Here is a 26,234-nt window from a genome sequence, read left to right on the forward strand (position 1 = left end):
GTCCACGCGCTCGCCGGAGCGCGCCGTGCGCGGTGTCCCCGTGCGGTGGCGGAGCGCCCGCCCGTATCCGGGCGGAGGTGGCCTGCGGTGCCCGTGTGCGCCTGCCGGAGCGCGCCGGGCAGTACGTCGGCGCGCGGCCACGGATCGTCCGCCCGCGTCCGGGCGGATGCGTGCTGCCGTGCCCGAGCGCCCCGGACGGCAGGGTCAGCGCACGGCCTCGGGGGAGAGGCGGAAACGCTCCCGGTACCGGGCGGGGGTCGTGTTGAGGACGCGGCGGAACGCGCGCGTGAGCGTGTCGGTGCTGGCGAAACCGCAGGCCGAGGCCACCCGCTCCAGGGTGTCGTCGGTGGTCTCCAGCCGCTGGCGGGCCACCTCCACCCGGGCCGCCTCGATGTAGGCGGCCGGGGTGGTCCCCAGCTCGTTCTTGAAGATCCGGGTGAGCTGCCGCTCGCTGACATGGGCGTGGGCCGCCAGGTCGGGCACGGTGAGGGGCCCGGCCAGGTTGCGGGCGATGTGGTGGCGCAGGTCGTCGATGCGGCGCGTGGTCGACACCGGGTCCAGGGCCACGCTGAACTGGCTCTGCCCGCCGGGGCGCTTGAGGTACACCACCAGCTGCCGGGCCACCCGCAGGGCGGGCTCGCGCCCGAAGTCCTCGGCCACCAGGGCCAGGGACAGGTCGATGCAGGCGCTCAGCCCCGCCCCGGTCCAGATGTCCCCGTCCCGGATGAAGATCGGGTCGGCGTCCACCTCCACCCCGGGGTGCTCGGCGGCCAGCTGGCGGGCGGTCGACCAGTGCGTGGTGGCGCGCCTGCCCTCCAGCAGCCCGGCTGCGGCCAGCAGGTGCGCGCCCACGCACACCGAGGCGATGCGCCGGGAGCGCGGGGCCAGTCGCCGCACCTGGTCCACCACCGCCGGGTCGGCGACCGCCCGGATCCCGGAGCCCTCCCCGGTCTCGACCGAGCCCGGCACGAGCAGCGTGTCGATGCGCCGCCCGGCGACGTCGTCGAACGTGGCGTCGGGCAGCACCCGCACCCCCGCCGAGGTGGTGACCGGGTCCAGGGACGGCGAGGCCAGCACCACCTCGTAGCCGGTGGGGCCGCCCATCTCCCGCCGCAGCAGCGAGAACACCTCCGCGGGGCCGGTGACGTCCAGCAGGTCGACCCCCTCGAAGAGCATCACCACCACGAGCCGCCCCTCCACGGCACCTCCTCCGTTCGTCCCCTCGCACGGCGCGGACGGCGCCGTGCGCGTGCCCGCCCTCCGGCCGGAGCGCCCGCCCGCATGTCCGAATCTGCGGTTCGCACGACATTGCCGACATCAGGGTCCCGATCCTAGCGTGGACGGTGGCCGCTCCACGAGGGCGGACCGCCGACGCCGCACCCCGCGGCACGGCACGGAAAGGAAGAACGACACCGATGGCCTCCACCACCCTGCGCGACATCAGCGGCCTGGACCCGGCCCCGGCCGCGCTCGCCGACGCGACCCTGGTCCTCATCGACTACCAGAACACCTACACCCGGGGCGTGATGGAACTGGAGGGCTGGGACGAGGCCCTGGACGCCGCCGCCGACCTGCTGGCCCGGGCGCGCGAGGCCGGGACCCCGGTCGTCCACGTCGTCCACGACGGCGGCGAGGGCAGCCCCTACGACCTCCGCGAGGAGATCGGGGAGATCCACCCGCGCGTGGCACCGGCCGAGGGCGAGCAGGTCGTCGTCAAGAGCGCCCCTAACGCCTTTGTCGGCACCGACCTGCTGGAGCGCGTCAACGCCACCGGCCGCGGCGGGAACGTCGTCATCGCGGGCTTCATGACGCACATGTGCGTCACCTTCAGCTCCGAGGGCGCCTTCCTCAACGGGCTGCGGCCGACCGTCGTCGCCGACGCCTGCGCCACCCGGACGCTGCGCTCCCCGGTGGCCGAGGTGCCCGCCGCGCAGCTGCACGCCGCCGCCCTGGCCACCATCGGCGACCTGTACGGGGTGGTCGTCCCCACCGCCGCCGACCTGGGCTGAACCCGGGCGGCCCCGCCCCCGCACGGGGGCGGGGCCGCGGCCGGTCAGCGGCGGCGCGCGGCCGTCCGGGGCCCCGGGCCGCTCAGCGGGGCTCGCCCCCGCGGTCGCGCACCGACTCCCGCAGCCGCCCGAACACCCGGCCGGAGTGGATGCCGTCGTGCTCGAACTCGTTGGTGACCCACGCCCACGAGTTCCCCACCCCCTCCAGGGTGTCCAGCTGCAGGTGGGCGTCCACGTACAGGTCGTCGTAGTACACGGCGGCCGCCACGGGGACCTCGTTGGCGGCCAGGCGCTTCTCGTCGTACAGCGGCGGCCAGTCGGTGCGCCGGGCCAGCTCCTCCACCGCGGGGCGCAGCTCCTTCAGCAGCCGCACCTCCTCGAACATCCACGGGAAGGCCATCTCGCCGGTGAACATCAGCGGCCGGGCGTCCTCGGCGAACACCGGGCGCCGGTCGCGCTCGCGCTGGGCCGCCCAGGCGGTGGCGGTGCCGGGGCGGTCGGCGTAGATCGCCTCCTGGAGGGTCCAGTACAGCGGGTCGGCGGCGCTGGAGGTGCGCACCAGCACCTCCTGGAGGAAGCCGTCGGACAGCCGGCCGGGGCGGATGAACGCGCTCTCCACCAGCCAGTGCATCCGCTCGAACCCGGGCTTGCGGCCGAACTCGATGCCCAGGGTCTGGAACCGGCGGACGGTGAGCCGGTCGCCGTCGGGCAGGCGCACGTCGTCGGCGGCCAGGTGGTCGGCGATCGCCGCCACGGCCTCCACGTCCTGCGGGTAGCGGCGGCGGTACTCGGCGGTCTTGCGCTCCACCCGGGTGAAGGTCCGGCGGTACACCTCCTCCACGTCGGCGGGGACCCCGGGGACGCCGCCGCAGATGTAGCAGGCGTTGAGGGCCTCGGGGGCGTGGGAGAGGTAGGCCAGGGTCAGCCAGCCGCCGTAGCTCTGGGCCAGGGTGGTCCAGCGCCTGCCGCCGTAGACGGACTCCCGGACGTGCTCCATGTCGCGCACGATCGAGTCGGCGCGGAACCGGGACAGGTAGTCGGCCCCGGCGGCGGCGTCGCCGCGCTCGGCGACGGCCCGCGCGTCCAGGGGCGTGCTGCGCCCGGTGCCGCGCTGGTCGACCAGGACGATCCGGTACTCGCCGACGGCCTCCCCGATCCAGCCGGAGGGCTCCAGCGGGCGGGGGTTGGCCCCGCCGGGTCCACCCTGGAGGAAGGCGAGCAGGGGGAGGTCGTCCCCCTTGCGCTCGGGGGCGACCAGCTCCCGGACGAAGAGCTCGATCCGCTCCCCGCCGGGGTCGGACCAGTCCAGGGGGACGGTGACCGTGTGCTCGGTGACCCACAGCCCGGGCATGGCGTAGCCCATCAGCGATCTCCTCGGTGTCGGCCGCTTCCCGGGATTGGCGGATGCGGGGGGATTCGGGAAGTCGGCCCGAACATCGTAGGGGAGTTTTCGGCCTCGTTGTCCGATCCGGCGCGCGGGGCCTACGCCTCCTGCCGGCGCACCATCTCCCGGATCCAGACGGGCGCGAACGGGGACGTGCAGCCGGGGGGAGTGGGGTAGTCCTCCAGCACCCGCAGGCGCTCCCCGATCCCGATCGCCCGCTCCCGGTACCCGGGGTGCTCGATCCCGATCCGGGCCAGGCACTCGTTCATCGCCCACTGCAGGCGGTCGGGGGCGTCCTTCATCCGCGCCTCGACGGTGTCGAGCAGCCCGGCCAGGTCCAGGCCCTCGGGCCGCTTCGCCACGCGGTCGGTGGTCAGCGCCCATCCGGCGCTCGCGACCACCGGGTCCGGGTCGGAGAACCAGGCCAGGCGCAGCTCCTCGGCGTGCGGGCTCTTCTTGACCACGTAGTTGACGAGCCAGTCCTGCACCTTGGGCCTGCGCGCCTCGCGCAGCATGGTGTCCAGCTCCTCGCGCCCGAACGCCTTGGGGCGGCAGACCAGCAGCGCCAGCAGGCGCGCCGCCGTGTCGCCGGTCGCCCACAGTCCGACCGCGAGGTCCTGCTGTGTCTTCAGCCGCTTGGCGACCGCGCGCAGCTTCGTGAGGTTCACGCCGTGGTCGTCGCCGTGCTTCTCGTTGACCCGCCGGACCTTGGGGTCCTCCAGCGCGGCCAGCTCGGCCATCACCTCGGCCACCGTCGTTCCGCCCCGCGTCTCCCCGGCCATGCCGATCCCCTTTCTCACGTGCGGGTTCAGCCTACGGCGCGGGTCGGACGCCCGTCCCCTCCCTGGGTTCCCCGGGGTCTGCGGGGGCGCCGGGTCCTCCAGGGCCACCGGGGCCTCCGTGCTCTCGCGGGGACCGCAGGGCGGTCCGGCTCAGGACCCCGCCGCCCAGGGCGACCGCGGCCAGGGTCGCGAGGGCCGCGGGCAGACCGGCCGCGGTGGCGACCGCGCCGACGAGCAGCGGACCGCCCGCGTCGCCCAGCTCGCGGCCGAGTTCGGCGTTGCCCATCGTCCGGCCCATGCGCTCCTCGGGGGTGACGGCGGCCAGGTGGGCGAAGGCCAGCGGGGTGACGGTGCCGACGGCCAGGCCGATCACCGCGGCGCAGGCGAACAGCGTGACCGTGTTCGGGGCCAGCGCCAGCAGCAGGAGCGCGGCGGCGGCCGCCCACAGGCCCAGCATGCCCCCCGTGCGGGTGCCCATCCGGTCTTCGTCGCGCAGGCGTCCGACGGCCGGCTGGACCAGTGTCGAGGTGAGCGCGAGCAGCGCGACGGCCGCGGCCCCGGCCAGGGGGTGCAGCTCCAGGCGGACGGCCAGCAGGGGGAGGAAGCCGACGGCGACGCCCAGGACCGCGGTCGTGGTGGCGAGCAGCAGGGTGGGGACGAGGAAGCCGCGTTCGGTGGTCTGCCGGACCAGGTCGGCGACGGTGTAGCGAGGGCGGGGCACGACCGGCAGGGCGGGAACGGCGAGCAGCACCCACACGGCGGCGACGGCGGACAGCAGCCCCAGCGCCAGGTAGAGCGATCCGATGCCCCACAGGTGGGCGAGGCCGACGCCGATGAGCGGGCCCAGGACGTAGCCCAGGCTCTTCCACGCGCCGTACCGGCCGAAGGAGCGGCCCAGCCGCTCCCGCCCGGCCAGGCGCGCGACCGCGGCCGAGGAGGCGGGGGAGAACGCCGAGGCGGCGGCGCCCTGCCCGAGCCGGGCCAGGCCGAGCAGCAGCGGGGTGGGGGAGACGAGCGCGAGCAGCGACGCGGCGGTGAACGCGACCAGGCCGCCGACGATCACGGGCCTGGGGCCGATCCGGTCGCTGAGCGCGCCGAAGAGCGGCTTGAGCACGACTTCGGCCACGTCGTAGAGGGCGAGCATGAGGCCCAGGTGGATCAGGGACAGGCCGATGTCGTCGCTCTGGGCGCCGAGCACGCCGGCGACGCCGTGGGCGCCGAACGCGGTGGTGAAGCCGGCGAGGTAGAGCGGGGCCACGGGGCGCATGGAGGAGGATGCCGTCACGTAGAGGAATGTAACACCTGTTACTGAGGACCTGAAGAGGGGTGGGGGAGGGGGTGGTGGCAGTACCGCCCGGACCGGTTCGGAGCGGAACGGCCCGGGAGGCCGGGAGCGGATCCCGGCCCACCGGTCCCCGCACCACCGGCCCCCGGCCGCGGAACCGAGTGTTACGGTCGGGCCTGTGACGGACGATGCGGTGCGGTGGATGCTCGCGGTGGTACAGGTGCCGGCCAAGCCGTCCCGGCACCGCGTCGCGGTGTGGCGGGAGCTGCGGCGGGCGGGCGCCGTGCCGGTGTCCCAGGGGACCTGGGCGCTGCCGGCGGCGGAGGTCTTCCGCGAGGCGGCGGCCCGGGCCGGGGAACTGGCGGCCGAGGGCGGCGGGCGGGTGGCGGTGTTCGACGTCGAGCCGCGCGACGCGGCGGCGCGGGAGTTCATCGTGGACGCCTTCACGGCGGCGCGGGTGGACGAGTGGGGCGAGTACGCCACCGACTGCGGCCGGTTCCTGGAGGAGATCGCCAAGGAGATCGCGAAGGAGAAGTTCACCTTCGCGGAGCTGGAGGAAGAGGAGCAGAGCCTGGAGCGGCTGCGCCGCTGGTTCCGCGACCTCAAGAAGCGCGACGTCCTCGCGCTCCCGCAGGCCCGGGACGCCGCCGAGTGCCTGCGCGCCTGCTCCGACGCCCTGGACGACTACGCCGAACGCGTCTACGCGGCCGTCCACGGCGGTTCGTCGGAGGGGTGACCCGGGGCCGGGCGCGGGCGGGCGGAGCGGCGTGCGGGGGAGCGGGGAGAGCCGGGCGAGGGCGGGCATGGTGGGCGGGAGCGGAAAATCGGTCGACGGCTCCGGGGCGCCCTGACACGGTGGGGCACCATGACGAGCTCGGAACTTTTGACCGCCGCGGACGTGGAACTCATGCAGGGGTTGGCGCAGCGCCTCACCGCCACCCACCCGGAACTGGTGAACAGCGACGCGTCCTACGGCGAACTGGCCTGGAACTGGGGCAGGGGGCACGCGGCCTTCGCCGACAAGTGGCGGCGCCGGCTGTGGTTCTCCGACGGTGACCTGGTGGCGTGGGGGTGGGCGCAGCTGCCGCGCCGGGCGCGGCTCAGCGACGGGACGGTCAAGGAGGTCACCGGCGCCTACCTGGCCCACCAGGTCCATCCCGACCACGCGGGGCTGCTGGACGAGGTGATCGACTGGTTCGACGCGACCGCGCCGGGGCTGGAGCGCTCGGTGCTGCCGTGCGCCCTCGACGGGGCCGTCCTGGAGCGGTGGGCGGCGCACGGGTACGGGACCGACCCGGACGCGCTCGGGGACGAGGGGTCCTGGACCCAGTTCAACCAGCGGGACCTCACCGACATCGAACGGCCGGAGCTGCCGGACGGCTTCCGGTTCCGCACCGCGGAGGAGGCGGGGGCCGAGGCCGCCGTCCAGGCCCACCTGGACGCGTGGCGTCCCTCCGGGTACTCGATCGAGGCGTACGAGGGCGTGCGGGCGACGGCCGCGTACCGCGGTGACCTGCACGTTCTGGTGGAGGCGCCGGACGGGACGATGGCGTCCTCGGGGATCATGTGGTTCGACGAGGTGAACCGGACCGTCGAGTTCGAGCCGGTCGGGACCCATCCGGACTACCGGCGCCTGGGGCTGGGGCGGGCGATGCTCCTGCACGGGATGGGGCTGGCGAAGGAGGCGGGGGCCGTGCACGCGACGGTGGCCTGCCTGGGGGCGCCCGGGCACCCGTCGGCGCGCGGGCTGTACTACAGCGTGGGGTTCCACAAGTTCACGTGGGACGCGCCGCTGGTCAAGGGGGCGGACGCTTGAGCGCGGGCGGGGACGTCGAGTACGAGGCCAGGGTGCTGGAGGTCGACCCCGAACGGGTGGCCCGGCTCATCCTCGACAAGGGCGGAACGGACCTGGGGGAGGTGCTCCAGCGGCGTTACGTCTACGACCTCGCGCCGGAGGGGGACGTGTCCCGGTGGGTGCGGCTGCGGGACACGGGGGAGCGGGTGACGCTCGCGGTGAAGGAGATCGTCTCCGACGCCATCGACGGTACGCGGGAGACCGAGACCGAGGTGGGGGACTTCGAGACGGCGAACGTGCTGCTGGGGAAGCTGGGGTACACGGCGAAGGCCTACCAGGAGAACCGCAGGCACAGTTTCGTGCTGGAGGGGGCGCGGCTGGAGATCGACAGCTGGCCCCGGATACCCCCGTATTTGGAGGTCGAGGCCGACAGCCGCGAAGAGGTGGTGCGGGTGGCTGCGCTGCTGGGGTACGCGGAGGAGGAGCTGACGGGGGAGAATACCGTCAAGCTGTACACCCGCTACGGCATCGACCTGTCGGCGATCGAGGACCTGCGGTTCGAAGGACCGTGAGGGGGGCGGGGTCGGCCGTGGTGTGCCCCTCCGGTGATCGGAGGGGCGCACCACGGCTCGCGGGACCCCTGTTAAGACAGCGTGGAGCGGAGGAAGGCCGTCCACTCGGGGGAGGGGAAGGGGAGGTGCCCGGCGGTGGGGTGCTTGGAGTCCCGGACGGCCGCCCCGCAGGGCAGGTCCGCGACCTCGACACAGTTCGGTTCCTGGCCGCTGTGGCTGCTCTTCCGGAAGTTCGCAGGGATGTGCGCGACCTCGACGCAGTTCTCACCAGCACCGCTGTAGCTGCTCTTGCGAAAAACGAGATCTGTCACGATGAATCCTTCAGCGGTTCGCTCATGTCGCGAACGAAGTCTATGCTCTGGGCCACGGTCAGCGCGGCACTGCTCGCCTCACGCCACATGGCATCGTATCGGCGTATCTCATCCGGCCCCTCCACATACAGGGTGGATGTGGGGGTCTCGGCGTAGCCGATGGTCGGATCGCTTGGCTCCGGGAACTCCATGATCTGGAAGCTGCCCAGATTGGCGGCGTGCATCCCTGCTGTGAAGGGCAGTACCTGGATGGCGACGTTGGGCTTCGTAGCCATTTCGACCAAGTGTTGGAACTGTTCGCGCATGACGGCGTCCCCACCCGCATGCCGACGTAGGGCTGCTTCATCGATGACTGCGGCGTACTCCGGTGGGTGAAGCCGGTTCAGGATCTCCTGGCGTTCCATGCGGGCTTGCACATGGCGCTGAATGCGCTCTTCGGAGTAGGCGTTGGCGCCAAGGAAGACGGCCCGCGTGTAGTCGGGGGTCTGGAGCAGGCCGGGGATCACCTGGGCTTCATAGACCCGGATGAACGAGGCCTCGACCTCGAAAGAGGGAAGCCCGCTGGAACTGAAGACATCCTTGTACTTGGACCACCAGCCCGATTCCGCGGCGTCCTTGGCGAGTTGGTGCATGCTCTCCCAAGCTCTCCGGTCCACCTGGTAGAGCTCGGCGAGAGCGTCGATTTGGGCGGGGCGGATGCGCTTGAGGGAAGCGGTCTCCAACTTGCCCAGGGTGGCTCGGGGGATACCCGATTTCTTCGCGGCGATGTCGAGGGTGTCGCCGGAGTCCTCGCGCAGGTCTCGCAGGATGCGGGCGAGCCGACGGCGGCGGATGGTCGGGCTGAGGGAGTTCTTCATGGGGGCAACCTATCAAGGCTCTCTGGAGATTCTCCATAACGCTTGACTGTGGAGAATCTCCAGAGCATGATGAATGTGCGGCTGGTGAGCGCTCCCTTACCTAGGGTGGGTGAGGGTTCTTGCTGGTCAGACTATGCCGCGGCCGTCCCCCGCGCCTGTGGAATGCGCAAGTTCACCCTGCGCGGATGGACGTACCGGTCGGGTTCGTTCGAGGTTCTTCACCACATCCATGCCAAGGAGTGTCTTTGTCATGCTCGCAATCGTTCCCTTTCCCCCGCCGATGCCGCCGTTGCCGGAGGTGACCCTGCCTCTGGGAGAGCTGGTGCCGCGGCGGTGCCGGCACTACTTCAACCCGCACGCCCGCCGGGCGCACTACAAGGTGCGCTCCTACGAGTTCGGATCGTCGCCGCAGCTGATGCCGCTGGTGCGGGCGTTCCTGGACGCCAGCGCCGCCGAACGCGACGCCGACTATCGCTACCTGTTCACCCTGCTCGGGTCGGAGCTGGCCGCGAACGCGCTCACCCACTCCCGCTCGGGACGGCCGTTCGGCACCTTCACGTTGCGCTGCGAGCGCAGCCGTACCGGACTTCGCCTGACCTGCACCGACCAGGGGCACCCGGACGGGCGCACCACCCCGGAGGGGCAGCGCGAGTACCTGGTGGCCGACCCCGCCGGGCTGGACGTGGGAGCCGAATCGGGTCGGGGGCTCGCCCTGGTCGATGCCCTGGCCACCTCCTGGGGTGACAACGGCATCGCCGACCACCGGCAGGTGTGGTTCTTCCTGGCCTACGACCTGACCGGCAACCCCTGGGCCACTGCGGCCTGAACGGACTTCGCGTCCTGAACGCGAAACGGGCCCAGGAGAGCGCGGCAACGCTCCCCGGGGCCCTCAATCCCGAAATCCACAGTTCCACGTGTAAGAAAGCAGGATCGGTGACGCATCCTATCCCGCGCCCCCGCCCGCCGACCGGACCGCCCAGGCCCCTGCCCAGGCGCCCCCGTCCTCCGAAGGAGTGGGCTGCCTGACCGGAGCCGCGCCCCGCCCGCGCCTATGCGGGCGGGGCGTTCTGTGTTTCCCGGAACCCGACAAGGGCTTCTCCGTCGTGGCGTTCGTGGTGGGGCCGCGATGGTTGTGGGGTGCCCGTTGCCCTGGCGCGCTCAGTCCGGTAGAAAGCCTTGGAGCTTAAGAACGAAGCTTGGGCGTTTTGTCTGTTTCTTGAAAAGTCATAAAATCGGTCGGTTCCCGGTGGCATATGCCCAGGTCATTTACTGTGCTCCCCGCGCACGCGGGGATGGTCCCCCGCCACTGGGACGCCGACCACGACCAGGACGGTGCTCCCCGCGCACGCGGGGATGGTCCCGGGGTTTCGGCGTGATGGTATAAAAAAGCCCAGTGCTCCCCGCGCACGCGGGGATGGTCCCCGGACCAGGTGGAACAGGTGACCGGCGACCCGGTGCTCCCCGCGCACGCGGGGATGGTCCCCCGGCCGGGATCATGGCGGGGGCCGCGATCCAGTGCTCCCCGCGCACGCGGGGATGGTCCCGCGGCGCGGATGTGCATGACCGACGCGGTGGCGTGCTCCCCGCGCACGCGGGGATGGTCCCGCGGCGCGGATGTGCATGACCGACGCGGTGGCGTGCTCCCCGCGCACGCGGGGATGGTCCCGACTCAAAGAGCAACAACAAGCCATTCCTATTGTGCTCCCCGCGCACGCGGGGATGGTCCCACGGGCAGAGCCAGCAGCCCGACCCCGACCGAGTGCTCCCCGCGCACGCGGGGATGGTCCCGCCGACACGCACTTCGGGAGGACCCGTTGACCGTGCTCCCCGCGCACGCGGGGATGGTCCCACGAGGACGACCCCGACAACCCGCTGCTGGCGGTGCTCCCCGCGCACGCGGGGATGGTCCCTGGAGACAACGGCCTTGGACGCCCCGACCACAGTGCTCCCCGCGCACGCGGGGATGCTCCCGGCGAGTCGGCCGACGACGCTACCCCGGAGCAGTGCTCCCCGTGCATGCGGGGATGGCCTTTGGTCCTGTCAGCCTGTCAGCCACAGGGAGACCGCCCCGATCACACCGGCGGCACCGGCGACCCCAGCAGCACCGTCACCGGTGCCGCGATCACCGACACCACCCTGATCCCCACCTCCACCGGCGACTTCCCCGTGTGGAACGCCACCGGGCTGCGGAACATCCACCACCGTTTCCCGTTCACCACGAACGGCCACGCCAGCGGAACCCCCGACCTCGTGAGCCAGTCTCCGAGGACGTGCACCAGAGCCCCCGCGAACACCACCGAACCGATCAACCACCACGCCGGTGTCTGCTCGTACCCCAGCATCGCCGCCACCGCCAGTCCTCCGGCGATCCACAGCGTCGCGTGCTTGCGCTTCCTCAGTGAGCCCAGCTTCTTCATCGGCCGCAGCACCGTCCCCAGTCCGAGGGCGACCATCGCGAACACCACCAGGCCCGCACCCAACGGCACCAGCGACACCAGCAGAGCGACCAGCCCGAACACCGCACACGCCGGCACGGTGTGGGTGAGGTACCGGTGCCCGCCCTCCTGCGGATGTCGCCGCTCCACGTCGGTGGCGGTCCTGCGGTACACGGCCTTGGAGGCGTCCCGGAGTTTGCGGGACGCCAGCTCCGTCACCCGTCCCAGCGACCGGCCGACCGTGGACCCGGGCTCGTCCAGGTCCGGGAGCAGAGCCGCGCCGCCGCCGATGAGGGCGCACCACAGGGCGGTGAACGGATCGGTCTGGACGGCGACCGCGACGGCGGCTCCGGCGAGCAGGCCGGTCGCGGCGTGCGAGGTACCCATCATGGGGGGCTCCAAAATGCAGGGGAGGGAAGGGCGCCTTGACTGTCTCTCGGACATACGACAAGAACCCGGATAAATGTGCCAGAAGGTTGTTCGTGAATGCTCCCCGTGCATACGGGAGCCGGGACGACGGACACGACTCCCGAGCCTTCTGCATGAGGTGACGGGCGGCGATCTCGGCGAACCGCGTCTCGGCCCCCTTCGGTGAGGGCGCACAGGCGACCGCGAACCGGCAGGGCGCTCCCCGCCCCGAGGGTGCGCGCCGTCGGTGGTCGGCCCGGCGCGGGTACCGCGTGACCGGCGGCGTTCGGGAGCGGAGAACGGCGGGGCCATGCCACCGCGGCGCGGACGGGCCCGGCGGGCGGATGCGTTCCCGTGGCTCAACCCATCGCCACCAGGAACACCACAGACGGAGAAGACCGCACGGCCGGAGGGGTACCCGGGCAGCGCATCGCTTCACCACGGCACAGGGGGAGGAACGCGGCACTAGTCGGGGTTCAGGACCTCGTCGTTCGCGTGCGTGCCGAACTCGGCGACGCGCACCTCCGCGATGCGCTCGTACCGGCTGATCCGGTCGGCCCACTCCGCGTCGACGCCGAACGCCGCCTTCGCGAAGCCCACCCTCCCGATGGCCTCCGCCAGCTCCGGATCGCCCGGGGCCAGCAGCCGCAGCGGCGCGTCGAGCGCCACGGTGTGCGGCGGCACGAAGAACTCGTCCGGCACCACCGTGCGCGCATGGACGAGTGCGCCCACGGCGACGACCGCGCCGGCCCCCAACCGGGCGCTCTGAAGGACCGTTGCCGCGGTCGCCACATAGGCGCACCTGCCGACCTCGCAGCCCAGCAGCGTGGCGTGCGGCCCGACGAAGACGTGGTCGTGGACGAGCACCGGCTGGTCACCGGCGACCGCGGACGCGCGCAACACCGCGTTCTCGCAGATTACGGCGGCCTCCCCGACCTCGATCCGGGACCCCTCGGAGTCGAGCACCGCGCCGTACATCACCCGGGCTCTGGGGCCCACACGGACGTCACCCACGAGCGTGGCCGTGGGGGCCACGTAGGCGGTGGGATGGACCTGCGGCTCTTGGCCGCGATGCCGGATGCGGATCCCCTGTGCTCCAACGGTCATGAGCGGATTGTCGACCAAGGGGGCGCAGGAGCGCTGGCGGATTTCAGACGCCGCGTTCGCCGGTATCCGTGCCGCCCGCCGCCTGCCGATCCACGGCTCCCATTGCCCGGACCCGATCCATCCGGTAGAAACCCCTGAGAGCCCACCGAGCAAGGCCGGGCGTTTTGTCCGTTTCTTGAAAAGTCATAAAATCGGCCTGTTCCCAGGGGTATCCGCGCAGGTCATTTACTCTGCTCCCCGCGCACGCGGGGATGGTCCCCCCGCCACCCGGCAGGAGGCCGACCGCCTCCACTGCTCCCCGCGCACGCGGGGATGGTCCCCCTGAAGACGGGTTGAGGTTGGGTTGCATGGCCTGCTCCCCGCGCACGCGGGGATGGTCCCGCCTCGGCACTCAACACCCGGTAGACGGTGCCCTGCTCCCCGCGCACGCGGGGATGGTCCCCACCAGACCGGAGAGACGACACCGTGACCGAGCTGCTCCCCGCGCACGCGGGGATGGTCCCTTCCTGGTCGACCGGGCGGGCACCGTCTACGACTGCTCCCCGCGCACGCGGGGATGGTCCCTACTCCAAATTACCGGCGAGTAGGACTCCAAACTGCTCCCCGCGCACGCGGGGATGGTCCCGTCCACCAGGCGCGGACCGCCGCCTACAACGCCTGCTCCCCGCGCACGCGGGGATGGTCCCTGCAACGTCCCCGGTGTCGACCCGGTCTGGAGCTGCTCCCCGCGCACGCGGGGATGGTCCCACGGCGATCCAGGAAGCCGTGGACGCCTACGGCTGCTCCCCGCGCACGCGGGGATGGTCCCCGTGCCGCGCAGCTCAACGAAGCGGTCTTGGACTGCTCCCCGCGCACGCGGGGATGGTCCCCTCAGGGTGAGCACGAGCGGTTCGTCGGGGGTCTGCTCCCCGCGCACGCGGGGATGGTCCCCCGAACCCGGCCACCGGAACCCCACCGGCGGGCTGCTCCCCGCGCACGCGGGGATGGTCCCGGGTCGGGAACGACCCGAGACCGGAGCAGGTGCTGCTCCCCGCGCACGCGGGGATGGTCCCCATGCAGTTCGACGACCACCCCCTGATGCAGGCTGCTCCCCGTGCACGCGGGGATGGTCCCCTTATCTGCGCACTTGTGTGTCACTCATGTATCTGCTCCCCGCGCACGCGGGGATGGTCCCGCGACGACCTTCACCTGGTCGCTGCGCATCATCTGCTCCCCACGCATGCGGGGGGCTTGTGGGCTGGGCCCGGATGTGGGTGAGGGGCCTGCCTGGCGTGAGGGCAGGGCCTTGCGGATGGCCCCGTACGGCCACGGGGGTGTACGAGCGCCCCCGACATGTGGCATGCTCGGATTTGGGCACTCGTCCAAGGCGATCGCCCAAAAACTGGTTCAGGAGGACGCATGACCACACAGCGAGCGCAGGAGGTGCGGGAGCGCCTGCTGGCCGCCGCGGCGGAGCTCATCGCGGAGCGGGGCTGGGCGGGGGTGAGCACCCGGGTCCTGGCCGAGCGGGCCGGGGTGGGGCCCGGGCTGGTCCACTACCACTTCTCCTCCCTGCGCGCCCTGCTCAACGAGGCCGCCCTGCGCACCATGTCCGGCGTCGTCCTCGAAGGCGCCGCCCACCTCCCCGGCACCACCGCCCGAGAGGGCCTCGACCTGATGCTCGGCAAGCTGGACGCCTACTCCGGCGACGACCCCACCTCGGTCCTCTTCATCGAGACCTACCTCGCCGCCGGGCGCGACGCGGAACTGCACCAGGCCCTCACCCGCCTGCTGGCCGACTTCCGCGACCTGCTCGCCGACTGGATGCGCGCCGCCGGCGTCCCCGACCCCGACACCACCGCCCGCGTTCTCGCCTCGGCCGTGGACGGGCTCATGCTGCACCGCCCCCTGGACCCCTCCCTGACCGCCGAGACCGTCGTCCCCGTTCTGCGCAGGCTCCTCGTCGGAGCCGTTGAGGAGTCACGATGAGCACACCCCACGCCGTCATCGCCGGAGCCGGGATCGCCGGCCTGGCCCTGGCCCGGCGCCTGGCCCACCACGACTGGCGGGTCACCGTCGTCGAACGCGCCCCCGGCCCGCGCCCCCAGGGCTACATGATCGACTTCTTCGGCCCCGGCTACGACGCCGCCCGGATCATGGGCCTGCTGCCCCGCCTGCGCGAACTCGGCCACGACTTCTCCGAGGCCGTCCTGGTCGACGAGCGGGGCCGCCGCCGCGCCTCGGTCGGTTTCCAGCGCTTCGCCGAGGCCCTGGGCGGCTCCGTCGTCTCGATCATGCGCCCCGACCTGGAACTGGCCCTGCGCGAGTCCCTCCCGTCCAATGTGGACCTGGTCTACGGCACTGCCCTGACGGGTGTGGAGGAGCACCCCGACGGCGTCGCGGCGCGGCTGTCCGACGGCCGCGTCCTGGAGGCCGACCTGCTCGCCGGAGCCGACGGCATCCACTCCACCGTGCGGAGCCTGGTCTTCGGCCCGGAGGAGGACTACCTGCACCACCTGGGCTTCCACACCGGGGCCTTCGTCTTCGAGGACGCCGCCCTGCACGCCCGCACCCGGCAGCGCTTCCTGCTCACCGACAGCCTCGGCGCCCAGATGGGGTTCTATGCCTTGGAGGGGTCCAAGGTCGCCGTCTTCACCGTGCACCGGACTCGGGACACCACCCTGCCCGAGGACCCCCGCCGGGCCCTGCGCGAGGCCTGCGCGGGCCTGGGCTGGGAGGTGCCCCGGGCGCTGGAGCTGTGCCCCGAGCCCGCGCAGGTCTACTACGACCACGTCGCCCAGGTGCGGATGGACTCCTGGTCCCGGGGCCGGGTGGTGCTCCTCGGGGACGCCTGCCAGGCGGTGTCGCTGCTCGCGGGCCAGGGCGCCTCGATGGGCGTGGGCGGGGCGTTCGTCCTGGCCGAGGAACTCGCCGGGGCGCCCACCCTGCGCGAGGGGCTGGAGCGCTACGAGGCGCGGTGGCGGCCCGTGGTGGAGGAGCGCCAGCGCGCGGCCCTCACCGGGACCTCCTGGTTCCTCCCCGACACCGCGCTGCGCCTCCGGCTGCGCCGCCTGGTCCTGCGGCTGTCGGCCCTGCCCGGGGTGGACCGCCTGGTGGCCTCGGCGGTGTCGGGCAAGCCCAGCCGGGTGATCGGCGACCTGGCCTCCGCCTCCCCGGGCGAGCGCACCGCCCCCTGAGCCCCGGCCGGGACCCGACCGAACGCGCACGCCGACTGTCGGGTCGCGCCGCCCGGGCACCGCATAGCGTTTCCCGCGGACGGGGCACGCCGCCCCGCGACCGTGGTGAGAGGAGACCGCACATGCTGTCCGAGCGCGACGTCGAGGCGTTCGTCCGGGACGGGTACGTCGCCCTGCGCGGCGCGTTCCCCCGCGAACTCGCCGACCGGGGGAGGGAGCTGCTGTGGGCCGACCTGGACTGCGACCCCGGCGACCCGGCCACCTGGACCCGGCCGGTCATCCGGCTCGGCGGCTACCACGACCCGCCGTTCCGCGAGGCCGCGTGCGCCCCCGCGCTGCTCGAGGCGTTCGACGCGCTGGTGGGGGAGGGGCGCTGGCAGCGGCCCGGCGGGCTGGGCACGTTCCCCGTGCGCTTTCCCAGCGAGGAGGACCCCGGGGACGCCGGCTGGCACCTCGACGCCTCGTTCGCCGGAGAGCAGGGGGAGGCCCGGATCAACCTCCGCTCGCGCGGGCGCGCGCTGCTGATGCTCTTCCTGTTCTCCGACGTGGGGCCCGACGACGCACCCACGCGCATCCGGGTGGGCTCGCACCGGGACCTGCCCCGGCTGCTGGCCGACGCGGGCGACGAGGGGCGCGAGTTCATGGACCTGTGCGGCGAGGCGGTACCTGTCAGTGAGGGACGGCCGGAGGCACTGGCCACCGGAGAGGCGGGCGACGTGTTCCTGTGCCACCCGTTCCTCGTGCACAGCGCGCAGCCGCACCGGGGCTCCGTGCCGCGCTTCATGGCCCAGCCCCCGCTGCTCCCGGTGGGGGAGCTCGACCTCGAGGCCGAGCACCCCACCCCGGTGGAGCGCGCCGTCATCGAGGCGCTCCGCGACGGCTGACCCGCGGCGGCCCGGGGGGCGTTGTCCACCGGGCCGCGCGGCAGCCGCCCCGGGCGCGGGTTCACGCGCCGGGGGAGCCGGAGCCCTCGGCCGCGGACGCCTGGTAGAGGTCCGCGTAGGTCGGCGTGTCCTTGATCAGGTCGTCGCAGAAGGCGGCGACGTCGGGGCCGATGAGGTCCATGACCCCGGTGCCCGCTGCGGCCCCCTCCTCGAAGAAGTCGACGATCCCCGAGAGCAGGTCCCCCTCGGCCAGGCCGACCGGCCCGACCTTGAAGTAGTACCTCTGGATCTCCTTGTAGACGATCTGGTAGTCCGGCGGCAGCGCCTTGACCCGCGCCACGTGCGCGCGCCACTGCCGCTTGCCCTCGATGATGTCCTGGACGCCCATGTCAGCCTCCCAGCCGGGCCAGTTTCCTCGCGACGTTCCGGTTCAACTGCTCGCGCCACCGGTCCCGGTGGCTCCGAGCCCCCTCCCCGCCGGCCAGCGCCGCGCAGAAGCCCGCGACGTCGTCGCCCAGGACGTCGCGGACGTCCTGCCCGTCCGCCGCGGTCTCCTCCAGCAGCCCCAGGGCGCCGTCGAAGATCGGCATCAGGTTGCGTCCCGAGAAGTCCGAGTAGGGGTACAGGTGGGCCTTGATCTGCTCCCACGCCTCCCGGTGGCCGGCCGGCAGGGCCGCGGCCCGGGCCTCGAACGCCTTCCACTCCCGGGTGAGGTCGCTGCCCGTCACCGTCTCCCAGAGGTTCATCTCCCGTCCTTCCTGAGCTTCTCGATCCGGTCCGAGACGTAGTCCCACTTGGCCCAGAACGTGGCGAGCTGCGCCCGCCCCGCGTCGTTGAGCGCGTAGAACTTGCGCGGCGGCCCCACCCCGGAGGGCCGTTTCGTCACCTGGACGAGGCCGTTCTTCTCCAGGCGCAGCAGGATGGTGTAGACCGTCCCCTCGACGACGTCGGCGAAGCCGAGCTCGTTCAGCCGCCGCGTGATGGCGTACCCGTAGGTCTCCTCGCCGCCGATGATCTCCAGCACGCAGCCCTCGAGCGTGCCCTTCAGCATCTCCGTCAGGTCTTCCATCGCAGGTCCTCTTCAGTCCTCCTGGTACTTCGTGGCACAGAGTACTACTATAAAGTACCACAAGGTAGCGGTGGACGTGAGGCGAACGGGAGAACCCGGCTCGGGGTCCGGGCGCGGTCGCCGCCCCCTCGGCAATACCTCGGCCGGACCGGCGAGGCGCTCCCGCCGTTCGGGCCCGACATGGCGCAGGATCGGTTGCGGGACCACGGCACGGGGAGGACACCATGACGGAACGGAAGGGCATCCCGGTACGGGCCTGCCTGCTGGGCCTGGCGGCCGGATCGCGGGCCAGCCTGGGCGTGGGGACCGCGCTGCGCACCGTCCCCTGGGGCGGCCGGGCGCTGACCGTCCTGACGGTGCTCGGCACCGCCGCGGAGTTCGTCGGCGACAAGCTCCCCGGAGTCCCCAGCCGCCTGGGCTGGGCGGGGCTCGCCCCCCGCATCGCCAGCGCCGCCGCCGGCGGCGCCCTTCTGGCCCGCGCCGCGGGCGCCCCGGCCCTTCCCGCCGCCCTGATCGCGGGCGCCACCGCCCCCGCGGGGGCCTGGGCGGGCGTCGCCTGGCGCGAGGCGTGGGGCTGCGTCGGCCCGGACACCGCCGGGGCCCTCGTCGAGGACGCCGTCGCGCTCGCCGTCTCCTCGGCCGCCGCCCGGGGCCTGGCCCGCGAGGACTGACCAACGCACCCGGCGCGGACCGGGCGTCCGCCCGCGGACCCGGACGGACGACCGAAAAGCCGGAAGAATCAGGGAATTTCGACCGAACGGCTCCGAACGGTGACTTCGCCATCACAGGTGCGCTGAGCTGCGCCTTTGTGTGCGACGGGGGTGGGATTCCCAGGTCCGGGCCCTCGGGAACCCCTGGGGTTGCGGGAATCCTGGTTCACACCTGCACCTCCCGTCACTCTAAGGTTCGCTCATGATCAACAATCGGAACGGGCGCCCCATCGTGCGAGGCGAGTCCCCCGCCCTGGTCGGCGAACTCCTGGCCGACTTCGAAGCGCGCACAGGGGCCGCGCACACAGCCGCCTTCGACCTGGACGGCGTCCTCCTCGGCCACGCCGGGCACCCCGACGACGAGGCGGCCACGGCGCGCGCCGAGCAGTCGGCCTCCAGCTCCTACATGCTCGCCTCCCTCTCCACCGGGGTGGGCACCACCCTGCCCTCCCTCAGCCGCCCCGGGGGGCTGGGCCGCCCCGACCACCTGCTGCTGCGCTACCGCGGCCGCGACGAGAACGGCCGCCGGCCCTCGCCCTGGTGGGTGCTGGTGGTCCCCGTCCCCGAGTGGGGCGGCCTGGTCACCGAGATCCCGCCGGGCTCCGACGCCTCGGTCACCGCGGTCATGAGCGAGCTGCTGCTGTCCTCCGAGCGCATCCACGCCGCCCTGGCCGAGGCCGGGCTCGTCGGCGGCTGACACGCCCTCCCGGAACGCCGAGGGGCCCCGGCCGTCCGGCCGGGGCCCCTCGGGCCTCGCTTCACGTCCTCACGCGGTGGCCCCGCGCCTGGGCAGGCGCCACTCGGGCCGCGGGAAGTGGCAGGTGTACCCGTTCGGGTACTTCTCCAGGTAGTCCTGGTGCTCCGGCTCGGCCTCCCAGAAGGCCCCCGCCGGCTCGACCTCGGTGACCACCGGGCCCGGCCACAGGCCGGACGCGTTCACGTCGGCGATGGTGTCCTCGGCGACCTTCCTCTGGTCCTCGTCCACGTAGTAGATCGCCGACCGGTAGCTCATCCCGATGTCGTTGCCCTGGCGGTTCAGGGTCGTCGGGTCGTGGATCTGGAAGAAGAACTCCAGCAGCTCCCGGTAGGAGGTCCGCTCCGGGTCGAAGTGGATCTCGATCCCCTCGGCGTGCGTCCCGTGGTTCCGGTAGGTCGCGTTCTCGACGTCGCCCCCGGTGTAGCCCACCCGGGTGTCGACCACCCCGGGGAGCCTGCGGATGAGGTCCTGCATGCCCCAGAAACAGCCTCCGGCCAGGACGGCGCGCTCGGTCGTCATCTGTGACCACCCTTTCTTCGTGCGGCGTCCTTCATAACACCTCCGGGCCGCGGGGAGTTCCCGCCGCCCCGGGCGCGCGGGTGCGGGCCCCGCCACACGGCCGCGGACCCGCTCCCGCCCAGGTGGGGATGCCGTAGAACACAGCGCCGCAGCGGGAATGTCCTAAACATGTGGAAGGTTGGGAGTTTTCCGGGAGAGAATATTTGCACTCCCTGCATCCCCCGCCTGCATCCCCCGCGCACTGACGGACACCACGAACCACAGAGGACACTTGTGACCGGGACACCCACACCATCCGACCGCGCGCCGGAGACCGCCGACACCGGGCCGGAGCCGCGCGCCGACCGCCTGGTCATCCCGTTGCTCCTGGTCTCGGCGTTCGTCGTCATCCTCAACGAGACCATCATGGGCGTGGCCCTGCCCGCGCTCAACAAGGACCTGGGCATCTCCGTCTCCACCGGGCAGTGGCTCACCTCCGCCTTCATGCTGGTGATGGCCGTGGTGATCCCCGCGACCGGCTACCTGCTCCAGCGCTTCCACGTGCGGCAGGTGTTCATCGCCGCCATGTCGCTGTTCACCCTGGGCACCCTGCTGTGCTTCCTGGCGCCGGGCTTCGCGTTCCTGCTCATGGGGCGGGTCGTCCAGGCCGTGGGCACGGCGATCATGATGCCGCTGCTCATGACCACCATCCTCAACACCGTGCCCGCCGAGCGGCGCGGCCGCACCATGGGCAACATCTCCATCGTCATGTCGGTGGCGCCCGCCGTCGGCCCGACGCTGGCCGGCCTCATCCTCAGCGTCCTGGACTGGCGCTGGATGTTCGGCCTGGTGCTGCCCATCGCCCTCCTGGGCCTGACCCTGGGCGCCCTGTTCATCCGCAACGTCACCGAGCCGCGCCCCTCCACCATCGACATGTTCTCGGTGCTGATCTCGGCGTTCGCGTTCGGCGGCCTGGTGTACGGCTTCTCCAGCCTGGGCGGCCACGGCGGCGGCCCGATCCCGCCGCAGCTGGCCATCGGCATCGGCGCGGTGGCGCTGGTGGTGTTCGTGTGGCGGCAGATCCGCCTCCAGCGCGACGAGCGCGCCCTGCTGGACCTGCGCGTGTTCCGCTCCACCCAGTTCTCGATCTCCATCGGGCTGGTCGCGGTCAGCTTCATGGCCCTGTTCGGCACGCTGATCCTGCTGCCGCTGTACATGCAGAACGTGCTGGAGTACGACACCCTGGCCACCGGCCTGGCCCTGCTGCCGGGCGGCCTGACCATGGGCCTGATCGCACCGTTCGTCGGCCGCCTCTACGACAAGCTCGGCCCCCGGCCGCTGGTCATCCCGGGCGCCGCGCTGGTGTCGGCGATCCTGTGGGCGATGACGACGTTCGACACCCAGACCCCGCTCGGGTTCATCATCGCCACCCACGTCATGCTCACCATCGGCCTGGGCCTGATGTTCACGCCGCTGCTCACCGGCGCCCTGGGGTCGCTCACCCCGCAGCTGTACTCGCACGGCAGCGCGGTCGTCGGAACCGTGCAGCAGGTCGCGGGCGCGGCGGGCACGGCCGCGTTCGTCGCGGTGATGGCGGCCTCCACGGCCGGCTACCTGGGCGACGGCCTGCCGGAGACCGAGGCCATGGCGGGCGGCATCCACGTCGCCTTCCTGCTCGGCGCCTCGATCTCGGTGCTGGCGTTCGCGGCCACGTTCTTCGTGCGCCGCGCCGCCGCCGGCACCGGGGAGGTCCCGGCGGCCGCCGCCGCGCACTAGCCGCACCACGCCACGGCCGGCTCCCCACCGGGAGCCGGCCGTTCGCGTGCCCGGGACCGGACGCCGGGATCGGTTCCCCCCGCCGTGTCGGCTTCGTTCCGCCGTGCCCCCGTCGCAGACTGTGGGGAGCCGTCGCCCACGGCCGCGCAGATCACGGAGGGGGCACCCGCAGTGGACGTCACGATCACCCTGCACGTCGACGGCCGCGAGCACGAGCTCACCGTCGACACCCGCACGGGGCTGCTGGACGCCCTGCGCGACCGGCTGGGGGAGACCTCGCCCAAGAAGGGGTGCGACCACGGGCAGTGCGGCGCCTGCACCGTCCTGGTGGACGGCCGCCGCATCCTGTCCTGCCTCGCGCTGGCCGTCGCCCACGACGGAGCGGAGGTGACCACCGCCGCCGGGCTGGCCCCGCCGGGCCGGCTGCACCCGGTGGCCCGCGCCTTCGTCGACCGCGACGCCCTCCAGTGCGGCTACTGCACCCCGGGGCAGGTGTGCTCGGCCGTCGGCGTCATCGACGAGGCCGCCCGCGGCTGGCCCAGCCTCGTCACCGGGGACACCGGGGACACCGGGGATACCGGGGAAGGGGCGCCGGTCCCGCTGGACCGCGAGGAGATCCGCGAGCGCATGAGCGGCAACCTGTGCCGCTGCGGGGCCTACCCCCGCATCGTCGAGGCGGTCGAGGAGGCGGCACGGTGAGGCCCTTCGACTACAGCCGGCCGACGGACGCCGCCGCGGCGGTCGCCGAGGTCTCGGCCGATCCCGGGGCCGCCTACCTGGCGGGCGGCACCAACCTGGTCGACCACCTCCGGCTGGGCGTCGAACGCCCCGGCCGCCTCGTCGACCTGCGGTCCCTGCTCGACGACGGCGTCGAGGAGCTGCCCGGGGGAGGGCTGCGGATCGGCGCCGGGACGCCCAACGCCGACCTGGCCGCCCACCCCCTGGTCCGCCGGCGCCACCCGATGCTGTCGGCCGCCCTGCTCTCGGGCGCCTCCGGGCAGGTGCGCAACGCCGCCACCACCGGCGGCAACCTGCTCCAGCGCACCCGGTGCCCCTACTTCCGGAACCCCGCCACCCCCTGCGACAAGCGCGAACCGGGGACGGGGTGCTCCGCACTGGAGGGGCACGGCCGCCACAACGCGGTCCTGGGCGCCTCCCGCCACTGCGTCGCCGTCCACCCCTCGGACATGGCGGTGGCGCTCACCGCCCTCGACGCGCGGGTGCGCGTCCTGGGCCCCGGCGGCGAACGCGTCGTCCCCATGCCCGGCCTGCACCGCCTGCCCGGCGAGGAGCCGCACCGCGACACCGTGCTGGAGCACGGGGAGCTCATCACCGCGGTGGACCTGCCCGACCCGCCCGGCGGGCAGCGCTCGGCCTACCGCAAGGTGCGCGACCGGGCCTCCTTCGCCTTCGCCCTGGTGTCGGTGGCCGCCGCGCTGGAGGTCGACGGCGGCCGCGTGCGGCGGGTCCGGCTGGCCCTGGGGGGCGTGGCGCACGCCCCCTGGCGCGCCCGCCGCGCCGAGGAGGCCCTGACCGGCGGCCCCGCCACCGAGGACGCCTTCCGCGAGGCGGCCCGCGCCGAACTCGCCGACGCCCGCACCGGGCCCGACAACGCCTTCAAACCGGGGCTGGCGGTCTCCACCGTCACCGCCGTGCTGCGCGACCTGGCCGGGGAGGGGGACCGGTGAGCGGGCGGGACGGAACGCGCGCCCTGGGACTGCCGCTCGCCCGGCTGGAGGGCGCCGACAAGGTCACCGGCCGGGCGCCCTACGCCTACGAGCACCCCCTGCCCGACCCCCTGTACCTGCACCCCGTGACCTCGACCGTCGCTCGGGGGCGGATCACCTCCGTCGACGCCTCCGCCGCCCGCGGCACGGACGGGGTCCGCCTCGTGCTGACCCACACCACCGCCGAGCGCCTCGCGGACACCGAGGACCGCGAGTTCGCCGTCCTGCAGTCCGACCGGGTGGCCTTCCACGGGCAGCTCGTCGCCGCCGTGGTCGCCGACACCCCCGAGACGGCCCGCGAGGCGGCCGCCCTGGTGCGGGTGGACTACGCGGTCGAGCCGCACGACGTGGTCCTCACCGCCGACCACCCGGGCCTGTACCGCCCCGAGGACGAGGACGACCCGGCCGACACCGAGCAGGGCGACCCCGACGCCGAGCTGGCCCGGGCCCCGGTCGTCGTCGACCGCACCTACCGCACCCCCATGGAGCACAACAACCCCATGGAGCCCCACACCACCGTCGCCGTGTGGGACGGCGACGGTGGCGGGCTGACGCTGTACGACTCCACCCAGGGCGCCCACCCGGTCCGGGAGACGGTCGCCGGGGTGCTCGGCCTGGACCCCGCACGGGTCCGGGTGGTGTCCCCGCACGTGGGCGGCGGGTTCGGGTCCAAGGGGTCGGCGCACGCGCACAACATCCTCGCCGCCATGGCCGCCCGGGAGCTGCCGGGCCGGCCGGTCAAGTTCGCGCTGACCCGACCGCAGATGTTCTCCCTGGCCGGGCACCGGACACCGACCGTCCAGCGGGTGCGCCTGGCCGCCGAGCGCGACGGCCGCATCCGCGCCCTGGTCCACGACTCGGTGGAGCACACCTCCACGGTCAAGGAGTTCACCGAGGGCAGCGCGGCGGTCTCGCGCATGATGTACGCCGCGCCCCACCGCCGCACCACCCAGCGCCTGGCCCCGCTCGACGTGCCCATCCCCTTCTGGATGCGGGCCCCCGGCGAGGCGCCCGGGATGTACGCCCTGGAGTCGGCCATGGACGAGCTGGCCCAGGCCTGCGGGATCGACCCCGTCGAGCTGCGCCTGCGCAACGAGCCGGAGACCGACCCGCGCACCGGCGAGCCCTGGTCGGACCGCCGGCTGGCCCGGTGCCTGCGCGAGGGCGCCGAACGGTTCGGCTGGGCCGGCCGCGACCCCGCGCCCGGGACCCGCCGGGAGGGCCGCTGGAGGGTGGGCACCGGGGTGGCCGCCGCCGTCTACCCGCACCTGTACAACCCCGGCTCCGCCGCCGAGATCGGCTACGACGGGGACCGCTACACGGTGGACATCGGAGCCGCCGACATCGGCACCGGGTCGCGCACCGCGCTCACGCAGATCGCGGCCCAGGCGCTGGAGCGGCCGGTGGAGGAGGTGCTGCTGCGCCTGGGCGACACCGACCTGCCCCCGGCCACGGTGGCCGGCGGCTCCAGCGGCACCGCGTCCTGGAGCGCGGCCGTGCTCGCCGCCGCGGCGGCCTTCCGGGAGGAGCACGGGGCCGACCCCCGGCCCGGGGCCCGGGCCCGCGCCGCGGCCCCGGAGGACACGGTGGCGCCGGGCCGCGCGGTGGCCTCGTTCGGGGCCCACTTCGCCGAGGTGCGGGTGGACGCCGACACCGGGGAGGTCCGGGTGCCGCGCATGCTGGGGGTGTTCTCGGTGGGCCGGGTGGTCAACCCGCGCACCGCGCGCTCCCAGTTCGTGGGCGGCATGGTCATGGGGATGTCGATGGCGCTCCACGAGCGCAGCGTCCTGGACCCCCGTTTCGGGCACGTGGTCAACGCCGACCTCGCCGAGTACCACGTCGCCGTCAACGCCGACGTGGGCGAGGTGGAGGCCCACTGGCTGGAGGGCGAGGACCCCTCGGCCGGCCCCCTGGGGCTGCGCGGGGTCGGGGAGATCGGCATCGTCGGCACCGCGGCGGCCATCGCCAACGCCGCCCACCACGCCACCGGGGTCCGCGTCAGGGACCTGCCGCTCACCCCGGACCGGTTCGCGGGCTGAGGGCGGGACGGGGCCGCCGGGTGTCCCGGGGCCCCGGGGCGGGTAGACGGCCCTGAGCGACCGGACACAGCGGAGGGAACCGACATGGAACGGCTGATCGACCTGCACGGCACCGCCCTGGAGGAGTTCGACCGGCGGGTGCGCCTGATCCGGATGACCGACTGGGCGCTGCCCACCCCCTGCTCCGACTGGGACGTCCACGATCTGGTCGACCACCTGACCACCGAGCAGCTGTGGGTGCCGCCGCTGTTGGAGGGCCGCACCCCCGAGGAGGTCGGCGACCGCTTCGACGGCGACGTCCTGGGCGAGGAGCCGCTCGCCGTCTGGGAGGTGGCGGCCCGGGAGGCCCGCACCGCCTGGCTGGCGCCCTCCGCGCAGAACCGCACCGTCCACCTGTCGTTCGGCGACGCCCCGGCGGAGCTGTACCTGTGGCAGATGACCTTCGACCTGGGCGTGCACGCCTGGGACCTGGCCCGGGCGCTGGGCGCCGACGAGAACCTGGACCCCGACCTGGTCGCCGAGCTCTACGGCTGGGCCCGGCGCCAGGACTTCGGCCCGGGGCCGATGTTCGACGCGCCCGTGGAGGTGGGGGAGGAGGCCGGGACCCAGGAGCGCCTGCTGGCCCTGGCCGGCCGCGCGCTGTGACCCCGCCG

The 26,234-nt window shown here is 73.3% G+C and carries 27 protein-coding genes and 2 CRISPR repeat arrays; of the genes, 15 read left to right on the plus strand and 12 right to left on the minus strand.

The genetic code is table 11. The features are described 5' to 3' along the window. Positions 1–204: 204 nt before the first annotated feature. Positions 205–1,176 (minus strand): GlxA family transcriptional regulator, encoded by a 972-nt coding sequence (locus K1J57_RS23765; protein ID WP_220565735.1) that lies wholly within the window; start codon positions 1,174–1,176, stop codon positions 205–207. Positions 1,177–1,415: 239 nt separating this feature from the next. On the opposite strand from K1J57_RS23765, the gene K1J57_RS23770 reads away from it, so the two are divergent. Next, complete coding sequence (locus tag K1J57_RS23770; protein WP_220560853.1) at positions 1,416–2,009, plus strand: isochorismatase family protein; 594 nt, start codon at positions 1,416–1,418, stop codon at positions 2,007–2,009. Between the two features lie 82 nt (positions 2,010–2,091). Here the strand turns inward: K1J57_RS23770 and K1J57_RS23775 are convergent, their stop codons facing one another. From K1J57_RS23775 to K1J57_RS23785, 3 genes are all read right to left on the minus strand, one after another. Next, positions 2,092–3,372 (minus strand): alpha/beta fold hydrolase, encoded by a 1,281-nt coding sequence (locus tag K1J57_RS23775; protein ID WP_255646544.1) that lies wholly within the window; start codon positions 3,370–3,372, stop codon positions 2,092–2,094. A gap of 119 nt (positions 3,373–3,491) precedes the next feature. After that, a complete protein-coding gene (locus tag K1J57_RS23780) occupies positions 3,492–4,175 on the minus strand; it encodes a DNA alkylation repair protein (RefSeq protein WP_255646545.1) in 684 nt (227 codons plus the stop codon). A gap of 31 nt (positions 4,176–4,206) precedes the next feature. After that, the gene (locus tag K1J57_RS23785; protein ID WP_220560854.1) at positions 4,207–5,460 is read right to left on the minus strand and encodes an MFS transporter; all 1,254 of its coding nucleotides are present in this window, start codon (positions 5,458–5,460) and stop codon (positions 4,207–4,209) included. 178 nt (positions 5,461–5,638) lie between these two features. On the opposite strand from K1J57_RS23785, the gene K1J57_RS23790 reads away from it, so the two are divergent. From K1J57_RS23790 to K1J57_RS23800, 3 genes are all read left to right on the plus strand, one after another. Beyond that, on the plus strand, positions 5,639–6,196 hold the full coding sequence (locus tag K1J57_RS23790; protein ID WP_255646546.1) for a Chromate resistance protein ChrB: 558 nt from the start codon (positions 5,639–5,641) through the stop codon (positions 6,194–6,196). Between the two features lie 129 nt (positions 6,197–6,325). Further along, positions 6,326–7,276 (plus strand): GNAT family N-acetyltransferase, encoded by a 951-nt coding sequence (locus K1J57_RS23795; RefSeq protein WP_220560855.1) that lies wholly within the window; start codon positions 6,326–6,328, stop codon positions 7,274–7,276. Further along, positions 7,273–7,827 (plus strand): class IV adenylate cyclase, encoded by a 555-nt coding sequence (locus K1J57_RS23800; RefSeq protein ID WP_220560856.1) that lies wholly within the window; start codon positions 7,273–7,275, stop codon positions 7,825–7,827. Before K1J57_RS23795 ends, K1J57_RS23800 begins: the two co-directional genes overlap by 4 nt. Before the next feature lie 71 nt (positions 7,828–7,898). Here K1J57_RS23800 and K1J57_RS23805 read toward each other — a convergent pair whose 3' ends face one another. Together K1J57_RS23805 and K1J57_RS23810 are read right to left on the minus strand one after the other, a co-directional pair. Next, on the minus strand, positions 7,899–8,138 hold the full coding sequence (locus tag K1J57_RS23805; RefSeq protein WP_220560857.1) for a DUF397 domain-containing protein: 240 nt from the start codon (positions 8,136–8,138) through the stop codon (positions 7,899–7,901). Then, entirely contained in the window at positions 8,135–8,995 is an 861-nt protein-coding gene (locus K1J57_RS23810) for a DUF5753 domain-containing protein (RefSeq protein WP_220560858.1), read from the minus strand. The genes K1J57_RS23805 and K1J57_RS23810 overlap by 4 nt, the downstream gene beginning before the upstream one ends. Before the next feature lie 250 nt (positions 8,996–9,245). Here K1J57_RS23810 and K1J57_RS23815 point away from each other — a divergent pair, with 250 nt between their 5' ends. Continuing rightward, on the plus strand, positions 9,246–9,821 hold the full coding sequence (locus K1J57_RS23815) for an ATP-binding protein (protein ID WP_255646548.1): 576 nt from the start codon (positions 9,246–9,248) through the stop codon (positions 9,819–9,821). A gap of 445 nt (positions 9,822–10,266) precedes the next feature. After that, a CRISPR array of direct repeats spans positions 10,267–11,027; the repeat unit is 29 nt; unit sequence GTGCTCCCCGCGCACGCGGGGATGGTCCC. A gap of 40 nt (positions 11,028–11,067) precedes the next feature. Here K1J57_RS23815 and K1J57_RS23820 read toward each other — a convergent pair. Both K1J57_RS23820 and K1J57_RS23825 read right to left on the minus strand, forming a co-directional pair. Then, the gene (locus K1J57_RS23820; protein ID WP_220560859.1) at positions 11,068–11,820 is read right to left on the minus strand and encodes a metal-dependent hydrolase; all 753 of its coding nucleotides are present in this window, start codon (positions 11,818–11,820) and stop codon (positions 11,068–11,070) included. Positions 11,821–12,303: 483 nt separating this feature from the next. Further along, positions 12,304–12,945, minus strand: coding sequence for a gamma carbonic anhydrase family protein (locus tag K1J57_RS23825; protein WP_220560860.1), 642 nt, complete (start codon positions 12,943–12,945; stop codon positions 12,304–12,306). Between the two features lie 230 nt (positions 12,946–13,175). Further along, positions 13,176–14,180: a CRISPR direct-repeat array (repeat unit 29 nt; unit sequence CTGCTCCCCGCGCACGCGGGGATGGTCCC). Positions 14,181–14,343: 163 nt separating this feature from the next. On the opposite strand from K1J57_RS23825, the gene K1J57_RS23830 reads away from it, so the two are divergent. From K1J57_RS23830 to K1J57_RS23840, 3 genes are all read left to right on the plus strand, one after another. Further along, positions 14,344–14,913, plus strand: a complete 570-nt coding sequence (locus tag K1J57_RS23830) for a TetR/AcrR family transcriptional regulator (protein WP_220560861.1) — start codon at positions 14,344–14,346, stop codon at positions 14,911–14,913. Beyond that, positions 14,910–16,121 carry an FAD-dependent monooxygenase gene (locus tag K1J57_RS23835; RefSeq protein ID WP_220560863.1) on the plus strand — a complete coding sequence of 404 codons (1,212 nt, stop codon included), beginning with the start codon at positions 14,910–14,912 and terminating at the stop codon, positions 16,119–16,121. The genes K1J57_RS23830 and K1J57_RS23835 overlap by 4 nt, the downstream gene beginning before the upstream one ends. A gap of 122 nt (positions 16,122–16,243) precedes the next feature. Further along, positions 16,244–17,005, plus strand: a complete 762-nt coding sequence (locus K1J57_RS23840; RefSeq protein WP_220560864.1) for a phytanoyl-CoA dioxygenase family protein — start codon at positions 16,244–16,246, stop codon at positions 17,003–17,005. Between the two features lie 61 nt (positions 17,006–17,066). Here the strand turns inward: K1J57_RS23840 and K1J57_RS23845 are convergent, their stop codons facing one another. Genes K1J57_RS23845 through K1J57_RS23855 form a run of 3 tightly spaced genes read right to left on the minus strand, consistent with a single transcriptional unit; the run spans position 17,067 to position 18,074 of the window. After that, the gene (locus K1J57_RS23845) at positions 17,067–17,393 is read right to left on the minus strand and encodes a DUF1048 domain-containing protein (RefSeq protein WP_220560865.1); all 327 of its coding nucleotides are present in this window, start codon (positions 17,391–17,393) and stop codon (positions 17,067–17,069) included. 1 nt (position 17,394) lies between these two features. Then, positions 17,395–17,751: a DUF1048 domain-containing protein gene (locus tag K1J57_RS23850; protein ID WP_220560866.1), complete on the minus strand. Its 357-nt coding sequence runs from the start codon at positions 17,749–17,751 to the stop codon at positions 17,395–17,397. Next, on the minus strand, positions 17,748–18,074 hold the full coding sequence (locus tag K1J57_RS23855) for a PadR family transcriptional regulator (RefSeq protein WP_220560867.1): 327 nt from the start codon (positions 18,072–18,074) through the stop codon (positions 17,748–17,750). The genes K1J57_RS23850 and K1J57_RS23855 overlap by 4 nt, the downstream gene beginning before the upstream one ends. A 224-nt stretch (positions 18,075–18,298) precedes the next feature. Between K1J57_RS23855 and K1J57_RS23860 the strand changes: the two genes are divergently transcribed. Beyond that, positions 18,299–18,745, plus strand: a complete 447-nt coding sequence (locus tag K1J57_RS23860) for a hypothetical protein (protein WP_220560868.1) — start codon at positions 18,299–18,301, stop codon at positions 18,743–18,745. A gap of 241 nt (positions 18,746–18,986) precedes the next feature. Then, positions 18,987–19,481: a hypothetical protein gene (locus K1J57_RS23865; RefSeq protein ID WP_220560869.1), complete on the plus strand. Its 495-nt coding sequence runs from the start codon at positions 18,987–18,989 to the stop codon at positions 19,479–19,481. 69 nt (positions 19,482–19,550) lie between these two features. On the opposite strand, the gene msrA is transcribed toward K1J57_RS23865, so the two are convergent. Continuing rightward, the gene (msrA, locus tag K1J57_RS23870) at positions 19,551–20,060 is read right to left on the minus strand and encodes a peptide-methionine (S)-S-oxide reductase MsrA (protein ID WP_220560870.1); all 510 of its coding nucleotides are present in this window, start codon (positions 20,058–20,060) and stop codon (positions 19,551–19,553) included. A 273-nt stretch (positions 20,061–20,333) separates the two neighbouring features. Between msrA and K1J57_RS23875 the strand changes: the two genes are divergently transcribed. The 5 genes from K1J57_RS23875 to K1J57_RS23895 all read left to right on the plus strand — a co-directional run bounded on the left by K1J57_RS23875 (position 20,334) and on the right by K1J57_RS23895 (position 26,226). Further along, positions 20,334–21,815 (plus strand): MDR family MFS transporter, encoded by a 1,482-nt coding sequence (locus tag K1J57_RS23875; protein ID WP_370634498.1) that lies wholly within the window; start codon positions 20,334–20,336, stop codon positions 21,813–21,815. Positions 21,816–21,986: 171 nt separating this feature from the next. Continuing rightward, complete coding sequence (locus K1J57_RS23880; protein ID WP_220560872.1) at positions 21,987–22,514, plus strand: (2Fe-2S)-binding protein; 528 nt, start codon at positions 21,987–21,989, stop codon at positions 22,512–22,514. Next, a complete protein-coding gene (locus tag K1J57_RS23885; RefSeq protein WP_220560874.1) occupies positions 22,511–23,503 on the plus strand; it encodes a xanthine dehydrogenase family protein subunit M in 993 nt (330 codons plus the stop codon). The genes K1J57_RS23880 and K1J57_RS23885 overlap by 4 nt, the downstream gene beginning before the upstream one ends. Beyond that, positions 23,500–25,581, plus strand: coding sequence for a xanthine dehydrogenase family protein molybdopterin-binding subunit (locus K1J57_RS23890; protein WP_220560876.1), 2,082 nt, complete (start codon positions 23,500–23,502; stop codon positions 25,579–25,581). Before K1J57_RS23885 ends, K1J57_RS23890 begins: the two co-directional genes overlap by 4 nt. 84 nt (positions 25,582–25,665) lie before the next feature. After that, positions 25,666–26,226, plus strand: a complete 561-nt coding sequence (locus K1J57_RS23895) for a TIGR03086 family metal-binding protein (RefSeq protein ID WP_220560878.1) — start codon at positions 25,666–25,668, stop codon at positions 26,224–26,226. The last annotated feature ends 8 nt before the right edge of the window (positions 26,227–26,234 follow it).

The sequence above is a fragment of the Nocardiopsis sp. MT53 genome (assembly GCF_019598965.1).
Classification (GTDB): Bacteria; Actinomycetota; Actinomycetes; order Streptosporangiales; family Streptosporangiaceae; genus Nocardiopsis; species Nocardiopsis changdeensis.

Excerpts from the sequence above, each read along its gene's own strand:
- K1J57_RS23765 (WP_220565735.1), bottom strand. The coding sequence starts at position 1,176 with ATGCTCTTCGAGGGGGTCGACCTGCTGGACGTCACCGGCCCCGCGGAG.
- K1J57_RS23770 (WP_220560853.1), top strand. The coding sequence starts at position 1,416 with ATGGCCTCCACCACCCTGCGCGACATCAGCGGCCTGGACCCGGCCCCG.
- K1J57_RS23775 (WP_255646544.1), bottom strand. The coding sequence starts at position 3,372 with ATGGGCTACGCCATGCCCGGGCTGTGGGTCACCGAGCACACGGTCACC.
- K1J57_RS23780 (WP_255646545.1), bottom strand. The coding sequence starts at position 4,175 with ATGGCCGGGGAGACGCGGGGCGGAACGACGGTGGCCGAGGTGATGGCC.
- K1J57_RS23795 (WP_220560855.1), top strand. The coding sequence starts at position 6,326 with ATGACGAGCTCGGAACTTTTGACCGCCGCGGACGTGGAACTCATGCAG.
- K1J57_RS23810 (WP_220560858.1), bottom strand. The coding sequence starts at position 8,995 with ATGAAGAACTCCCTCAGCCCGACCATCCGCCGCCGTCGGCTCGCCCGC.
- K1J57_RS23815 (WP_255646548.1), top strand. The coding sequence starts at position 9,246 with ATGCTCGCAATCGTTCCCTTTCCCCCGCCGATGCCGCCGTTGCCGGAG.
- K1J57_RS23820 (WP_220560859.1), bottom strand. The coding sequence starts at position 11,820 with ATGATGGGTACCTCGCACGCCGCGACCGGCCTGCTCGCCGGAGCCGCC.
- K1J57_RS23825 (WP_220560860.1), bottom strand. The coding sequence starts at position 12,945 with ATGACCGTTGGAGCACAGGGGATCCGCATCCGGCATCGCGGCCAAGAG.
- K1J57_RS23830 (WP_220560861.1), top strand. The coding sequence starts at position 14,344 with ATGACCACACAGCGAGCGCAGGAGGTGCGGGAGCGCCTGCTGGCCGCC.
- K1J57_RS23835 (WP_220560863.1), top strand. The coding sequence starts at position 14,910 with ATGAGCACACCCCACGCCGTCATCGCCGGAGCCGGGATCGCCGGCCTG.
- K1J57_RS23840 (WP_220560864.1), top strand. The coding sequence starts at position 16,244 with ATGCTGTCCGAGCGCGACGTCGAGGCGTTCGTCCGGGACGGGTACGTC.
- K1J57_RS23845 (WP_220560865.1), bottom strand. The coding sequence starts at position 17,393 with ATGGGCGTCCAGGACATCATCGAGGGCAAGCGGCAGTGGCGCGCGCAC.
- K1J57_RS23850 (WP_220560866.1), bottom strand. The coding sequence starts at position 17,751 with ATGAACCTCTGGGAGACGGTGACGGGCAGCGACCTCACCCGGGAGTGG.
- K1J57_RS23855 (WP_220560867.1), bottom strand. The coding sequence starts at position 18,074 with ATGGAAGACCTGACGGAGATGCTGAAGGGCACGCTCGAGGGCTGCGTG.
- K1J57_RS23860 (WP_220560868.1), top strand. The coding sequence starts at position 18,299 with ATGACGGAACGGAAGGGCATCCCGGTACGGGCCTGCCTGCTGGGCCTG.
- K1J57_RS23865 (WP_220560869.1), top strand. The coding sequence starts at position 18,987 with ATGATCAACAATCGGAACGGGCGCCCCATCGTGCGAGGCGAGTCCCCC.
- msrA (WP_220560870.1), bottom strand. The coding sequence starts at position 20,060 with ATGACGACCGAGCGCGCCGTCCTGGCCGGAGGCTGTTTCTGGGGCATG.
- K1J57_RS23895 (WP_220560878.1), top strand. The coding sequence starts at position 25,666 with ATGGAACGGCTGATCGACCTGCACGGCACCGCCCTGGAGGAGTTCGAC.